Below are 16,094 nucleotides of genomic sequence, written 5' to 3'. Positions count from 1 at the left end.
GCCCGGCTCACCACTGTTTTCAAAAAAATACCCTTCGCCGGTAAACGACGAAGGGCCAGTAATATCGCCTGACTAAAATCTGAGGGTCTTGTCCCATACCGGTTCCACATTCACGCGCCGACGCTTGTACTCCAGGACAGCGGCACGCACCAGCAGGAACAGCCACAACTGCGAATAGGTAACATACATGATAAAGGAGACGGCCAGATTGACGGGACTTGCCATGTCGTCCGCCACTTCCGCGCTCAAGAGTTGGATCACGTAGATCAGCCACGCCTCAAACCACAGCAGGAGCAGAGGGACCGTATACGACGTGTGGACGATACCCAGCACGCCCAACAGAAACCACGCATCGGAAATGAACAAGACAGCCGCAAACACGATGTAGATGGACAAAATGTGAACCGCGTGCAAAACAACGTGCCGCTCGCGCCACGCCGGCTGTTCAAACATTTTACCGATCAACTGCAAGTTGCCCTGCATCCATCTCGTTCGCTGTCTCAGCCACACGGCAAATGTCTGAGGCTCCTGCTCCCATGAGCGCGCCTGCGGTACAATCGGCAGCTTCCCTCCCAAAGCGGCAAGCGAGATCGACAGGTCGGCATCCTCGGCCAGGGCGGACGAATCCCAGCCGCCAGCGGCGACAATCGCCTCGCGCTTCACCACCAGATTGGTTCCGGTCAGCGTTCCCAAGCCAAACAAATACCACCGTCCGCATTGCATCAGCAGTTGGAAGACGGCAAACTCCAGGGCGATCATTCGCGTCAGCCCGTTTTTCTCCGCGTTCAGGGTTTTCACGTAGCCGACAGCCCCTGCCGCCCCCGGCGTCTGCACGGCCGCCTCGATCAACAGCCGCAGGGCGTCCGGCTCCGGCTGGTTGTCGGCGTCATACACGGCGATGTATTGTTCCCGCGCCAGCGTCAGACCGTAGTTCAGCACCCGTCCCTTTCCCTTCGGCGTTCCCGGGGGGACTTTGACATGACGAATGTGGGGAAACATCGACGCGTAATAGTCGGCGATGTCCCCGGTGGCGTCGGAGGAACTGTCGTTCAGTACATACACCGTCAGCGGCCCGTCATACTTTAGTCTCGCCATGGCATCCAGCGTCTGGGCCAAGACCTTTTCCTCATTGTAGGCGGCGATGAGAATGGCGACGCTGGGGTATTCGTCAAGCGGAGGGGATGGAGCCGTTTTTGACCGGAACGCAAGACCGGCGACACACAGCACCGAATAATAGAGAAGCAGCAGCCAAAACAAGGCCGCAATAACAGGCAGGATCACTGACACGGTTCAGGAACTCCTCTCCGCTGCACGGATGCGTCATAATCCGCACTCCATTCTTCCAGCAGGGCCTCCACCGCAGACCAGTCCTGGAACACGAACAAGTCTTCAAGCCGCACCCACGACATGACCAGGTCTGCGCGAATCCTGCGCTGCTGGTGCAGCAGCCGGTGAAACCGCCGCAGCATGCGATGAGCCCCTTCCCGGTCGCAGCGCTGCAGCACAATCGCGATCGTCGAGGGCGAAATGCGTCCCACAATGTCAAACTGATCGCGCACGGACTTAAGCGCCGCCTCTCCCACCACCTGCAGCACCGTTTCCGGCGTGTAGCGCTGACCGCCAAACCCGTCAACGTATGAAGGAACGGGCACAAACACAATTATGCCCGGTTCGTTTCGCCGGCGCAGGGAGACCATGATCGCTTTCAAGCGTTCCTTAAACTCATTTGCACTGAGCACAGACACCGCCTCGTCCATTTTGCGCAGCGCGGCAATCTGCCGCTGCGCTTCCTCATATTGACGTGCCCACCTGCGCAGCTCAGTCGCCTGCGCCCATGTCGCAGCCATCAGCACCAACACCCCAAGCTGATACACGATGGATTGGGATTGCGTACCAATGTCCCACCCCAATTTCCACCCCTGTGCCACAGCAAAAAAGGCGTGTAGCAAAATGACGGCGACCAGCAAGGTGAAGGAGCCGAGTGGGGACAAGTACAGGAACAGACCGTACAGCAGGGCAGCGGCTACCAATACAAGCCAGGCGACGCTCACAGGCACCTGCATGACCAGCCAGACTGTCAGCGCGATTTGAATCAGCGTTAATGCGGCAATACCAATGCTTCGTTTCATGACTCTTTTCCCGATTCTATGACTTTGATATCATGCTGTCTCGTATTATGGCACCAGTCAATTATATTGGCCATCAACAATTTATACCACATACGCTCTGGACTGCTTTCGGTCAGTGACAGACCAACAACAGGCACAAGAAAACCGTTCCGCTCGATTCCAACGACTTGATTGTGCATGAAATAAAAGTATTCACACATTTACCAACAGAGTTATTCACAAACTGTGGATAAGTGATTGAGAGTACGTGGCCGCTGCAAAAGAAACAGCTACTCGATTTCCGAGTGACTGCCAGACTGAAGACAAACGGTTCATTGAGTTAGCGTCCACAAAAAATGATTTCCAGGCCGAAAGGCCTGCCCATTCATCAACCAAAGCGGAAGACAATGGGCATCGCATGGCGGGATGGGCCAAGCGAGCTCCTTTGACGACCGACTCAGCGGAAAAACGCTAGACGCGGGAATCAACAGGGGACACAAGTCTCACTTCCTCGAAATACCCAGATGTTTGTCCCCTGCCCGCGTCTCGTTTTGGAGCGGACATCATTCGCTTCTTTGCTGGGCGCAAAGCGAGCGAGCGGGCCCGCTCTCCCATGCGCCGTGGACTTTGTCTACACGCTGACAGCCACTCGATTTCCGAGTGACTGCTGTCATGTCGCTTTTGCGATGCCTGAACAAAATGCCAGCAACCGTTCTTCGGCCAACGCTGCATCTCCTCTGATTTCAAACAGCATTTTCAAATGGCTGGCTTGCGAGATCGACAGTCGTGCCGCATGATACAGATCGGGCTTTTTCTGTGAAACGACAATCATCACTTCCGACACCGGCGAGACGATCCCCTTTATTCGCAACAGTTCGTTCAGGATGAAAATGAACTGTTTCACAGTCACTCTGTCGGCTGAATTGTTCAGCGCCAGGACTTCTTCAATTAATTGTTTGGCACGTTCCTTCTGCAGCGCCTTGAAATTGGGTATATGCAGTTCCATGATTTCACCTCTCTCCTGCAGATACCCTGATCGTTCGGAAAATAAACCTGACGAGTTCGACGTGTGTGGTCACGCCTCAGCCGCTTTCAGCAAGGTTTCTATTTCCTGACGCGGGATTGGTTTGCTGAACAGATAGCCTTGTCCTTCGCGGCAGCCTTCTGCATGCAGGAAAGCCAACTGCTCTTCCCTTTCCACACCCTCGGCAATCACATTCAGGTGCAGGGTTTGGGCAATGGTCAAGATCGCCCGGACAATCGCCTGACTTTCCTTGTTCATGTGCACATCCCGAATAAAGGAAGCGTCAATTTTTATCGTGTCGACCGGGAGATGTTTGACGTAGCTGAACGAGCTGTAGCCCGTTCCAAAGTCATCGATCGAAATATGGACGCCCAGATCGCGAATCGATTGCAGGATCGGGACCGCATTGTCCGTTTCCGCGAAGATGCTCTCCGTAATCTCAAGCTCCAGCCACTGCGGTTCCAGTCCGGTATCCTCCAGAATCTCCCTGACTCTCTCCACCAGATCGGGTTGAAAAAACTGCCGTACGGACAGATTGACCGATACGCGAAAAGGGGCGTACCCTTCTGCCTGCCAGGCTCGATTTTGCTCGCAAGCACGGCGCAGAATCCATTCCCCGATCGGGACGATCAGCCCTGTCTCTTCTGCGATCGGAATAAACTTGTTGGGCGGGATTCTTCCCAATTCCGGATGATTCCAGCGGACAAGCGCCTCCGCTCCCACCAGCTTTCCGGTCAGCAGCTCATATTTGGGTTGATAATCAATGTGAAAATGCTCGTGCTCCATCGCTTTACGCAGTTCATTTTCCAACAGGATGCGTTCCAACGATTTCTCTTCAATGGACGGATGGAAAAATTCAAATCCATTCCTTCCGCGTTCTTTCACAAAATACAGCGCCATATCCGCCCGTTTCAGCAGCTCGTCGGCCTCTCGTCCATCTGCAGGAAAGACAGCAATGCCCATGCTGCAGGAAAGATTGTGCTGTCGGCCATTGACCTCCAGCGGTTCTTCCAGCCGCTCGCGAATTCTTCGGGCGATTTGATCCACCTGGTCTCTGCCCGATATGTGGGGCAGCAAGATGGTAAACTCGTCTCCTCCCAAACGAGCGACCACATCGTTTTCCCCGAGGCACTGCTTGATTCTTTTCGCAATCTCTGCGAGGATGACATCGCCCACTTCATGTCCCCACGAATCGTTGATTTGCTTAAACCGGTCCACGTCGAGAAACATGACCGCCAATTGGGACTGGAATCGCTTCGCCTGGTACACTTCTTTTCGCAAGCGATCAACAAAGAGCCTGCGGTTGGGCAGATCCGTCAACGTATCATGGTAGGCCAAATGGAAAATGGTTTGTTCCCATTGTTTTCTTTCCGTTACGTCCCGCATGACGAGCACCAGGTTCTTTACATCGCCGCACGAGTCCAGGATCGGGTTCCCTTTTGTTTCCAGATAGAGGACCCGTCCGCTGTTGGTGCGGACACGAAATTCCAGTAGAGATGACGCTTTTCGCGCTGCACAGATTTCCTTGAGATAATTCGTCACCAGTTCGCGATCTTCTTCATGCACCCATTGCAGCAAATGACTTGTCCCCAGCTCGCCTGCATCATCGCCGAAAAAGGTCTGATGCGATGGAGAAAGGTACACAAACGTGCCTTCGCAATCAATGATGGCAATTAAATCGGAGCAGTTTTCCGCAATCACGCGATACTTTTCTTCACTTTGCCTCGCCTCTTCTTCGGCTTTCTTGCGCAGACTGATATCATTTCGGATCGAGACGTACTGATACGGTTTCCCCTGTTCGTCTCCAAACGGCACAATGGTGGTGTCCACCCAGTAAAAGGAACCGTCCTTTGCCCGATTGCGTATTTCGCCGCGCCAGACTTGCCCCGCTCCAATGGTCGCCCACATCTCCTTGAAGAACTCTTTCGAATGGTACCCCGAATTCAAAATGCGATGATCCTGGCCGATCAGTTCTTCCCGTGTATATTTCGAGATGGTACAAAACTGATCATTGGCGTGCATAATGATGCCGCGATGATCGGTAATGGCCAAAATGGAAGATTGGTCCAACGCATATTTGATATCTGCCAGCTCTTTGACAACACGTGTCAGCTTCTCGTCTGTTTTAGACAGAAGGTACTCCAGTTGATGGTCAGTCAACGTTTTCATCTGTTCTCACCCACGAATCGAAGTTACAAAACTCCAAAAAACGGAAATTTTTTACGATCATTATACATGATTGTCCACTTATATGGCGCACATCTCACCATGCATTCCTTGTCATTTCTTTGAACGCGTCCTGTTCGTCGGAGCCGGCATCTCAGCCGAAAAAAGCATGTCCGCAAAAGGAAAACCGGCGTATGGGACCACATGCGGCCGCGGACGCCGGTTCATTTGCTGACAGTCCAGCGCGATTCTCCATGCGAATCGCGCAGGTACAAACCTTCTGTTGTTACGATGGTTCCAAGCAGCTCCATACTTTCTGGATTTCCGATGAACATCGGCATGTTCAACTCATAATTTGACCAGATACATACCTGCATCTTTTCAAAAACAAATACAGACGAAACAGCTTCCCGCAGACCCAGCTCCAGCAATACTTCCAGGTCAGCGAGCTCTCAGATTATTTGGAATGGCGAGAAACTCAGAAAACGAAGGCGGTGTCTAAAGTGTCCCGCATTGGCTAATTCATTTCTCTAACGGAAGAGAATTTACACACAAATATGGACTTGATCCTATCGCCAAAAGCTAACACATATGTAAACCCACCACCATCCTGAGAGCATACAGTAAATCATTCTTGGTTTTGTCACATCACGGCTATGCAAGCGTGAACCGCAATTCTGCAAATCCTTATGCAATACTAGCGTCATACCTGCCTCTCTACTGCACCTTAACACGCTTGTTTGCGGCGGGAACGGGAAGAATTCTTGTATCCCACGTCTCCCATATTTTCAGAAACCTAGCATCACTTCATCAGGAGCATAAATTTTTGCGGTGCGTGTTGCGTTTGGCATTGTCCCTTACAAGCGGGGAAAGTCCCGAAAAACAAAAAGAAACCCCAGACGAGTAATTGATTACTCGTTTGGGGTAAGTGTGCTATTGAATCACATTAGGTTTGCTTCCTTCAGTACATCAATCTCATCATCGCTAAGGTCTTGTAAAGCCAGACCTGCAAGTATCCTTTGGTTGTCAAGTAAGCAACTTAACTGGTTACTTACTTCCACCATAGCTGCTACTTCAAAACCATCAAATAAACAATACAAGGTGTTGTCAACAAGTTGGAAGTTGAATTTTCCTTTTACGTCATGGTAAAACCCATCCGTAGTTTCCTTACGATCGAAACTAAATACAGGTAAACCTCTTAACTTTTCATGGTTGCAAAATGAATTAGACTCCTGAGTAACTGTTTCACTTATAAAGAATCTTATTTCTCTCAGAATACCATCGTTAGGAGAGATATCATCCCTGACATCCAAGGATACCGTTAATGGTTCTGCTTCACCATACAGCCTCCATTGAACGCCGCCCTGAAATAAGTAAGGCTTCGCAGGTGCAGGTACATCTACAGAAACTGTTACAAGCACAAATTTATCACCCATATATTCGATACTACGTGAAACCGATATAAAATTTTCAGTGGCAGACTTACAAAGTAATTTCATAATGTATTCCTCCAATTTACCTGAACAATGCATGGTAAATAACTGCCTCAGCCTCAGTTATATTAATCCCTATTTCCCATTGTCCTACAGTCATGAAGTTCCTACCCGGTTTAAGATTGGGCATGGCTTTCTCAACTGCAGACCTAAAACTGGTTAGCATTGCCTGTTCAATCATCTGTTTACTCTGCGTACTTAAATTGATTACTCTCTCATTTTTCAACATGTAATCAATCATATGTTTTGTAGCATTAGGATGTACCCATATCTCGTGTCCACCTGCTTTTAAACCGCTCAGTACAAATGATTTAGGGATGTTTGTTCCTTTGACTGCTGCTTGTGTAACCTTTATAGTATCCCAGACAGTTACTGCCGTTTTTCCTGCTCCTGCCGCCTTAGCTCCCCATAAGAATTTTGGAATTGGGGCAAACAACATGAAAGTATTAACCTCTAATGCTATATCTTCTCTTGCGCCTTCTACATGCTCATAAACTCCTTTAATTACACCATTTTCCACAATGAAATCGTTATCATGCTTGTAATCAGGTTCATATCTACTCATATTACTTCTGTCGTTGCATGAACCTGCATGTGCCCATTTACCATCGGCCGATTCGCACCAATGCCCAGTCGGGTCAACAAACCTCAACGGATTATTATGCACATACGTATACCGGTTGAGGCTTAGCGGATTATCCACTTGCCCCTTATACGTATCCTCCGAGATAAACCGTCCGATTTTCGGGTCGTAGTAGCGGGCACGCAGGTAGTAGTAACCGGTTTTCTCGTCGAAGACCTCACCGCTGTACTTGAACGGGTTGGACATGGTTTCCGTTTGCGCAACAAGGTTGCCCCACGAATCGTAGTCGTACCGGTTTAGCTCCACACCGCTGCTGTCCGTGATCGATACGACATCGCCGTGGCTGTTGTACAGATAGTACCCTTGTTTGTTCGCCCCCACATCTTTGCGGAACAACAGTTCGTTCCCCCAGATGTTGCGGGCCTTCACGTTTCCGGCGTTGTCCAGCTCTTCGATGACCCTTCCGTTCAGGTAGACGTACTTTGTCTGGTTCCCGTTCTCTGCCTTTGTCGCACGCAGTCCGTTCCCGTAGTAGGTGTAGCTTCCCGCATTGCCTGTCCGTTCATTGGCATAGCTGCGCAGGCGGTTCCGCTCGTCAAAGGTGTACGTCACCGTGTCGGTGTCGATCGGCAAGACGCCCTCAAAGGATTTCCTGTTCCCACGGGTGTCATACGCATAACGATTCGTGCCACTCGGCAGTGTTTCTTTTGTCAGACGGTCAATCTTGTCATACTCATAGGCAAACGTCGTTCCATTGCGGGTGATGGAGACCACGTTTCCAAACGAATACTGATTCGTCTCCGTCCAGATCGGCGTAGTACGCTTCCTGTGCGTCAGCTCCTTCACCTGACCAAAAGAATCCAGCTTCCGCTCCATCTCCAGGCCGTTCGGGTACGTGAGCGTATACGTTTCTCCCGTGTTTGTCGTATGATACGCATAGCGGATTGTCCCCGTCACATTGCTGGATACTTCCAGCAGGCGCTCCGCATCGTCGTAGCGATACGATACCACCGTGTTATCCGGATACACCAGTTGGTCCATCAAATCGTCATGGTCTGTATAGCGAATCTGATAGACACGGTCAAATACCGTCTGGCGATTCAACCGATGGAACGGATCGTAGCTGTACTGGACCTCCCGATAATTGCTGCTGGTCGGACGGGTGTCGGGACCATTGCTGTTGGTCTCTTTCTTCACGAGTGAAGTATTCGGGTAATACTCCCAGGTTTCCTTGTTTTTCACAACACCCGCTGCATCTTTTGTCGTGATGCTGGACACCTCATAAAACGGCGTATACGCATACTCATGGCGGTTTCCTGCCTTATCGGTAAAGATGCGCGTCTTTCCGTTCGGATAGTAGTGAAACGATTCTGTCGCCCCGGACGGTACATCTTTTTCGCTGATCTTCCAGGACAGCGGATTGTAGTGATACTCTGTCGTCAGCGTATTATTCTCCTGTACGGATACCAGGTTGCCGTAGGCATCATAGCTGTATCCGTAGACATTTTGTTCCGGATCAACGAGACGTACCAGGTTGCCGTTTATGTTGTAATGATAGGTCCAGGAGCGTGTCTTGCCCATCTGGTCACGTTCCATTTTTCGCGTCATTTGATCAAAGGGATTGTACTCGTAACGTATCGCCAGTCGTTGTGCCGCGTCACCAGTCTCGCGAATTTCCTCTTGCAGTTGGCCGTGCCGGTTGGCAAAGTGCGTGACGGTGAGGCCATTGGACTCAACGCTCCGAACAGTCTCGACCGGCAAATAGCTGTCTTTGTCGCGATAGGCATTGGCGCGGTAGTACATGGTGTACCCTTTGGGATCTTGCTTGCCCAGCAGACTGCCGTCTTCATTATAGAAGTAACTTGTTGCCCGGCTGTCGTCGGCATACGGAGCACTGGATTCCAACCGGCCGTCCGAGGTGTACGTGTTGTACAGAAGCGGTCTTACTTCTCCATTGGTCCCCCGCTGTCCCTTGTATTCCACCTCGCCAAATGGCGTGAAATGAGTAAATTCCTCCGTGCCGTCCGGCAACGTCATCGTCACTTTGCGCTGTGTGTCATCATAGTCGTAGAAAATCGTCCGGAACTGGCCCTCATTCGCAAATAGTTCAATGGTAAGCCGTCCAAGCAAATCGTATTGATACATAGCCTGGCTTTGGTCGGGGTAGATTCGTTTTACCACCCTGCCCAATTCGTCGTAGTCAAACTGGTACGTAAGGGTCTCCTTCGTTTCCGGAGACGTCTCTACTTTCATTTTGATGACCGTCGGATACAAGCCATAGCGGTCGTAAGATTCAATTTTTTTATCAAAAAATTTCTCGTCCGATCCTTTCGTCGCTTCCACGATAGTGGAAACCAGCTTCTGGCTGTTGTACTGGTACGCGCGGCCAATTTCTTCCCGTTTCGTCGTCGTTCCATCCGGATACGAATCGACGATGTGCTCCGTTTCCAGCAATTTGTCAGCATTATAGGTATACGATTCCTCGTGAAAATGATTGGGATTTCCGGCTGCTGTCCGCTTCATCTTCGTTAGCAACCGCAGGTAATAGGTCGTCGCTGTGTAGGTCCACGTCGTTTCGTTTCCTTGCGGGTCCACCAATTTGGTCAAATCACCGTAGCTGTTGTAGCTGTACGCCGTGACCTGGGCGTACTTGCTCAGCCTGCTTGCAACACTGTCCAAACGATTGATGTCGGGTGCCAACAAAAATTGGTACACATCCGCATCGTCGGTAAACGAAGCGGGACGCCCCAAAAAGCGGTACTCGTACCGTGGCTTCGTCTCTCGGCCGCTGTACAGATAGCTTACATAGCTGACGGGATGGTAGCGGTATTCTTTTTCACCTTCCGTTAACGTCAGAGGAAGAAGAATGGTGTCTGTATCCGCTCCAGTGCCGATGTACGTCTTGACTGATTGCGGCAAAAATGTTTTGTCCGGATTGGGTGTGAAGACTTTTTCCTGGTTCGGGCTCCCGTACTGTACAATTTGCGTTTTGACGATCGACCCTTCCCGCAGGGTCTGATTTTTCAGCCGGACAGACAAATCCTTGGACGACTTCCAGATTTCCTTATTCGTCAGCGGATAGTAAATTGTATGCGAGTACCATCCCTGCTTCTGACGCTCCGGGTGGGGCGTCTTGGCAAAGCGAATGTCAACTGCTGTCACCGGATGATACGACGTATAGGTCAGCTTTTCGTCATCGTGGTACAACCGGACCACGCCGCGGCTGAGAAAATCAGGTTCGTCCGGCTGATACGGGCTGTACGTATAGGTAATCTGCAGGCCTTCCACCGGGTACGACACCTCACGCAGCAAATTGTACTTGGTGGTGCCGCGTCTCTGAAAGTCATCGGTGGTGTAGACCGTCGATTCCATACCGTTGTAGTCCAGTGGAATGTTCGCCGGAAAGGAATACACGGGTTTCAGGTTAAACTCTGCCTCGCCGAATACCCCTGAATCGTGATAGGTATACTCCGCGATTATCTTGCTGCCATTGCCATTGACGTCGTATTCAATGACCCTGCTAGGGGTCTCATTCCAGTCGTACTTTATATGCTTTAACAAGCGGCTTTTGGACGCATCGGCATACACCTTGAGATCGCTAACCACGTTGTACAAGCGTTTTTCCATAACGATGCAGCGGCCGACGCTGTCGATGATTTCTATCGGTTTCTCCTTCTTTTCCGGAATGCGGTAGACGATTTCATCTCCATACGCATTGGTTTTGGTGACCACATACGTATCACCATCACTATTGTATGACTTTTCTACGGAAAAATTGTACAAGTAGCCGTTGTACCTCAACCAGGCAATGTGTTCCACGCCATTGATTTCCCACCTTTTGTACTCCATAGAGGCGCCGAGATAGGGATAGTTTACCCAGTCTCCTTCTTTGGATTTAGACTCAAGCACTGTGCCGTCGTCCAGCGTAAACACATAACGCTTACTATCCTTTTCATGAGTACGGTTGCAAAAATACTTGGATAAATCTTCATCGTAGGTGCAGCGGATGTTCTCTCTGTCGATCTCCTCAATCATGGGGATATTCCATTTCCATCCCACAGGCAGGTGATACTTTTCGTGGTATCCTCCATTCCCTACCCATATGTTTTCACCCCACTTGCTCTTGTAGTAAATCCGCCCTAACATCGCATCCAGAGAGGAATACTGCCGTTCCAGCTTGAGATCCATCCCGTGTTTTCCTTCCAGATGCACATCCGTCTCTTTAATATTGGCTGTGCGGTACAGTTCATCGACAAGGTTCTCGGTATTGCGCTTATACCGGTAGGTTAGCCCTTCAGGTTCGTACTCTTCATCTGGCGGGCTGGAAGTGAGACCTGAATCGGCGAGAGACGAAAGCGGCGCTTTTGCCTTGTTTCCCTTGGTTTCCTTCCAGCGCTGGTAATGCTGCTCGATGACTGGCAGCGCCTGTTTGAGCAATGTGTACTGCTCCTGTCCAAGCCGACCAATTTCGGACATGACCGCCTCGTCCGTCCACTGGTATTTTTTCACTTTTTCGTCCTGGGACAAGAAGCGGTCCAACAGCGGATAAAAATAGGCAGCAATCTGCAAGGTTTTCCGATCAAACGATTGATACATGCCCCAGACGACATCTGCCGGCAACGAATCCCATGTCATCGCCATCACTTCATCTTTTGTAAAGGAAGGGATTTCGTCCGATTTTTTTTGTTGCAGCTTTTTCGCAGCCTGTAAGACTTCTTTGTATGCAGACAACCATGCTTTTGTGTCTGCTGGTTGTTCGTTGCTGTCGTCAGATACGGGTGTCGCTGATAAACGTTCATCCACCCGGGCAAATGTAACAGAAGGCACCAGCAGGGATATGGCAAGAACAGAAGAGAGAAACCCGCGCATCCATTTTTTCATACTCATTGCTACCTCCTTATTGATATGCATCAGGATTTATATACTTTTTTCCGGATCAGGTTGCCGTTGTTGTCATAGATGAATTCAATTTTCAATACACCGTTTTCGTACAGGTACTGCAGTTGGTTTCTGGCATTATACGTGTACGTGAAATTTCGAGAAGCTGCAGAAGAAGACACGATACCATCTGAGGTGAACGGCTCACTCGTCTGGTTACCTGACGGAGTGTCAGGCGCCGCCCGCACAATGTCTCGTTGCTCTTCACCCATAACTGGCGGTTTTTCACGGGCAGTTGCCGGGGGTGAATTGGCCATTGTGGCTCCAGGTGAAATCAGTACAGTAAGACCCAGAACAAATAGCAACACCAGATTCATCACTTGTCTTCCCATGTTCTCTGCTCCCTTTCTGAAATGTTTTGATTAAGACTGACCATGCAGATGTGAGGCAGTCGATGTGCATGAACAACTCTCCTCTACCCAAATAGGTAAAGTTAGGCATAAAAAAACCACTCGAATTGCCGAGTGGTTTCAGTTTGTAGACAAAGCAGGGCTTTTTTTTACTTGAACTGGCCATAATGCTAGTGGAGGAAAAGGAGGTCGGCAGCAAAACATGAAGACGACAGCAATGGGATCGTTTTTGTTTGGTGTCGGTATGATCGGAATGCTGGATGGCATTGTCTTTCATCAAATTTTGCAGTGGCACAGTGTAAACATGCATACCGATCGCGTACACCAAATCATCAGCGACGGCGTTTTTCATTTATTCGTGACCTTGATCATCTTTGTCGCAGGCATCTTGTTATGGAAAGGGAATCCCCAAGACACGCCACGTACATTCTGGGGCAGCTTTTTACTGGGTGCCGGCACATTTAATTTGCTGGAGGGTATCGTAAATCACCACCTCTTGCAGATTCACCACGTCAAGCCAGGGGCGCAACAATTCCTGTTCGATCTTTCATATGATGTAGTCGCCCTGCTGCTGCTTGTCACAGGCTGGCTAGTGCGACGCCGAACAACCTCTGCGTAACATCATACACGATGGGCAAATCCGCCAAACATTTCCATGATAAACCTCAAACTCCCGGTAACAATAACAGTGGGTTACCTATGCTGTCAGGAGAACCCATTTGAATGTTACAACGCAAATCAATGCTGGGAGGACGATTATGGGTATTTTAAGCGGAAATCCAAAGAACGAACCAATGCATTACGGGGAAGTCTTTGGTGTTTGGAGTTACCTTACCGTAACCAAAGGGATGTTGGCTGGTTATCAAACGTTCATCAACCATACGGGCGACAAGGATTTGCGAACATTTCTTGAAGACCTGACGAAAAATATGAAGCAGGAGATCGAGCAGATTGAAGAGCTGCTCAAGGTCAACGGAATTGGGCTGCCACCCGCTCCACCAGAACGGCCAACTGCTACGTTGGAAAGCATCCCGGTGGGAGCAAGGTTCAACGATCCGGAAATTGCCGCCAGCGTATCGTTGGACTTGGCTGCCGGGTTGGTATCTTGCAGCCAAATTATCGGGCAGGCAATTCGTGAAGATATCGCGTTGATGTTTGGTCAATTCCATATGACGAAAGCCACATACGGCGCCCGCCTGTTGCGCATTAACAAGGAAAAGGGATGGTTGGTTCCTCCCCCACTTCATCAGCAAACGCCCGAACCTGCCCATGTATAAAGATGCTCAAGAAGGCTACCCTAGTCTTTGGGGTGGCCGATTGTTTTTTCACCTACGGACTGGGGAGTGCAGTACCGAATGCGGCAAGAAAAGAATTCGGACGACCATCGCTGCTTACCATCAACGCGGAAAGATAAACGAAGCATTTCATATCCAAGTAGGGGGAAGGTATTTATAATCTCGACGGGAGATATGGAAAAAGGTGATAGAGGAGAGGAGGAGTCCGTATGGTCTCTTTGTTTTTGGCCAAGGATAAAGAAAAGGCCTAGCACATTTCTGCGATAGGCTCAATCAACGAAGCTAGCTGGCGACAAACAACAGCCTCTATCTTTTAATGGTATGATCCCGTCAAACTCTTCAATCTCAGGACTATTAACATCAATGATTAGGGGTTTGTTACTTCTTTGGGGATCAAAATCTTCTATCAGTCTGTCTACAGTTTTTTCAATTATTCCCACGTTGGCCCAAGTGCTCCGGTCGGCATTTATGAGTGTTCTAACGATCCTTTCCTTTACATCAGGTGACATACGCCTCATTTTCTGAGGAAGTATTCCTTCCAAAAGTGAACCAATTTGCCGTTCGTTATCACATTTCCTGGCCAATTCAATTTCAGCCTGTACTTCTTTAATAATTTCATCAAGCTTACGAATTTTATCTTCAGCAGTATTCAGTTGTATGATATCTGTAGATAACAGTCTTTCAGCAACCAATTTTCTCGTATTTGTCTCTAGGTCTATATATGGCGGATGCATCAGCTCAATTGCCATATTGTCAATATCTTCAGCAGTGTACTCATTTGTTGGGTCTTCTGTGGGAAAATCCTCGATACTTAGCTCAATAGAAGAAAGAAACTGTTCCAATTGTACTTTAAGTGGACCAGCACTACAGTTGTTCAATAGCGTTTGTGCTTTTTTATACAAGTTCACAATCTCATGAGATTCTTCTTGCATCAGCAGTTTTGACTTCATTTGCTCTATCAACTTTACTGCGCTGTTTAACTCCTGTAATTTCTCCAACCGATATTCGCTTTCCATCCGAAACTCAGAATTGCTTGGCAATATCGTGATCATAGATTCCAGGTGTCAACGCCGACTTTATTTTGACCCACCATCGCCGGTTTAGAATTGACCCACCCGGCGATTTTTTGTTGGTTAGGTGGTAGAGGGGGAGCCGTAGGCTCCAGTCCTCATCTTCTCACGAAGTCGGTAACTATTCCCCCTAATATTGACGATGTGGGAATGGTGTAAGAGCCGATCCAGGATAGCCGTAGCAAGTATCGGATCGCCCATCAGTTCCCCCCATTCACCGAAACTCTTGTTGCTGGTCAACAGAATACTCCCTCTCTCGTATCTTGCACTTACTACCTGGAAAAAGAGGTTAGCTGCCAAACTGTCAAACGGTAAGTAACCAATTTCGTCAATAATCAGGAGCTTTGGTCGAATATAGATGCGTAGGCGTTTATCCAGCCTGTTTTCCGTGTAAGCTTTTCGCAGATCTTCGATGAGTTGCGAGAGACTGACAAAGTAAACGGATATCCCTTGCGAGATGGCTTCTACAGCCAACGCCACCGCCAGATGACTTTTTCCTACTCCGGGAGGCCCTAAGAACAAGACATTCTCGTGTCGGGTTACAAAAGTCATCGTGGCCAGCTCTCGAATCAACCGTTCGTCAATGCTGGGTTGGAAAGCAAAATCGAACTCCTCCAGCGTTTTTCGGTAAGGCAAGTGTGCGAGTTTGGTGCGTACCTCCATATTCCGTTTTTGACGTTCCGCTATCTCTGCATCTAGAAGCATGTTGAGAAAGGACAGATAGGTGGGCTGTCCATGACTTGCCGCTTCCAAATGGGCATCCAAGAGTAGAGCCGCTTGCTGAAGCCCAAGTTCCTCAAGACGTAGCCGTGCCTGTTCCAGTTCAATCATGCTCCCACCCCCGTCAGCTGCTCATAGACATCCAGCGAACGCACTTCCACTTGCTGCGATGAAATCTGTCGGGCTTGCGGACGTGGATAGGCATATCCTTGAGCAGTCGTAAGACCTGCATACTGGTTTTCACAAAAAACAGTTGCACGGGATCGATAGACCTTTTGGTGTCGAGCAATACATGTGCCGTCGGCCCAGATTTCCACCTGTGAAGATCAGCGATAAAATCCCCAATA

General features: G+C 49.4%; 12 protein-coding genes. 2 read left to right on the top strand and 10 right to left on the bottom strand.

Annotated features, from left to right (window positions below; translation table 11 throughout):
* Nucleotides 1-72 precede the first annotated feature (72 nt).
* From ETC00_RS01375 to ETC00_RS01340, 8 genes are all read right to left on the bottom strand, one after another.
* Complete coding sequence (locus ETC00_RS01375) at nucleotides 73-1,287, bottom strand: glycosyltransferase family 2 protein (RefSeq protein WP_171564161.1); 1,215 nt, start codon at nucleotides 1,285-1,287, stop codon at nucleotides 73-75.
* Nucleotides 1,278-2,129: a GGDEF domain-containing protein gene (locus ETC00_RS01370; RefSeq protein WP_171564160.1), complete on the bottom strand. Its 852-nt coding sequence runs from the start codon at nucleotides 2,127-2,129 to the stop codon at nucleotides 1,278-1,280. Before ETC00_RS01370 ends, ETC00_RS01375 begins: the two co-directional genes overlap by 10 nt.
* A gap of 649 nt (nucleotides 2,130-2,778) precedes the next feature.
* Nucleotides 2,779-3,114, bottom strand: coding sequence for a hypothetical protein (locus tag ETC00_RS01365; RefSeq protein WP_171564159.1), 336 nt, complete (start codon nucleotides 3,112-3,114; stop codon nucleotides 2,779-2,781).
* A 69-nt stretch (nucleotides 3,115-3,183) separates the two neighbouring features.
* Nucleotides 3,184-5,301, bottom strand: coding sequence for a bifunctional diguanylate cyclase/phosphodiesterase (locus ETC00_RS01360; RefSeq protein ID WP_171564158.1), 2,118 nt, complete (start codon nucleotides 5,299-5,301; stop codon nucleotides 3,184-3,186).
* A 221-nt stretch (nucleotides 5,302-5,522) separates the two neighbouring features.
* Nucleotides 5,523-5,729, bottom strand: coding sequence for a hypothetical protein (locus tag ETC00_RS01355; protein WP_171564157.1), 207 nt, complete (start codon nucleotides 5,727-5,729; stop codon nucleotides 5,523-5,525).
* A gap of 510 nt (nucleotides 5,730-6,239) precedes the next feature.
* Nucleotides 6,240-6,797, bottom strand: coding sequence for a hypothetical protein (locus ETC00_RS01350; RefSeq protein WP_171564156.1), 558 nt, complete (start codon nucleotides 6,795-6,797; stop codon nucleotides 6,240-6,242).
* Nucleotides 6,798-6,813: 16 nt separating this feature from the next.
* Nucleotides 6,814-12,261: an RHS repeat domain-containing protein gene (locus tag ETC00_RS01345; RefSeq protein ID WP_171564155.1), complete on the bottom strand. Its 5,448-nt coding sequence runs from the start codon at nucleotides 12,259-12,261 to the stop codon at nucleotides 6,814-6,816.
* A 23-nt stretch (nucleotides 12,262-12,284) separates the two neighbouring features.
* The gene (locus tag ETC00_RS01340) at nucleotides 12,285-12,629 is read right to left on the bottom strand and encodes a hypothetical protein (protein ID WP_171564154.1); all 345 of its coding nucleotides are present in this window, start codon (nucleotides 12,627-12,629) and stop codon (nucleotides 12,285-12,287) included.
* A gap of 235 nt (nucleotides 12,630-12,864) precedes the next feature.
* On the opposite strand from ETC00_RS01340, the gene ETC00_RS01335 reads away from it, so the two are divergent.
* Nucleotides 12,865-13,281, top strand: a complete 417-nt coding sequence (locus ETC00_RS01335) for a DUF2243 domain-containing protein (protein ID WP_171564153.1) — start codon at nucleotides 12,865-12,867, stop codon at nucleotides 13,279-13,281.
* Between the two features lie 139 nt (nucleotides 13,282-13,420).
* Nucleotides 13,421-13,939 carry a DUF3231 family protein gene (locus ETC00_RS01330; protein ID WP_171564152.1) on the top strand — a complete coding sequence of 173 codons (519 nt, stop codon included), beginning with the start codon at nucleotides 13,421-13,423 and terminating at the stop codon, nucleotides 13,937-13,939.
* Between the two features lie 287 nt (nucleotides 13,940-14,226).
* On the opposite strand, the gene ETC00_RS01325 is transcribed toward ETC00_RS01330, so the two are convergent.
* Together ETC00_RS01325 and istB are read right to left on the bottom strand one after the other, a co-directional pair.
* The gene (locus tag ETC00_RS01325) at nucleotides 14,227-14,973 is read right to left on the bottom strand and encodes a hypothetical protein (protein ID WP_171564151.1); all 747 of its coding nucleotides are present in this window, start codon (nucleotides 14,971-14,973) and stop codon (nucleotides 14,227-14,229) included.
* A 117-nt stretch (nucleotides 14,974-15,090) separates the two neighbouring features.
* Nucleotides 15,091-15,858 (bottom strand): IS21-like element helper ATPase IstB, encoded by a 768-nt coding sequence (gene istB / locus ETC00_RS01320; RefSeq protein WP_008409491.1) that lies wholly within the window; start codon nucleotides 15,856-15,858, stop codon nucleotides 15,091-15,093.
* Nucleotides 15,859-16,094: the final 236 nt, after the last annotated feature.

Source organism: Brevibacillus sp. MCWH, from assembly GCF_013096935.1.
Taxonomy (GTDB): Bacteria; Bacillota; Bacilli; order Brevibacillales; family Brevibacillaceae; genus Brevibacillus; species Brevibacillus aydinogluensis.
This window is presented reverse-complemented; position numbering and strand designations above follow the sequence as displayed.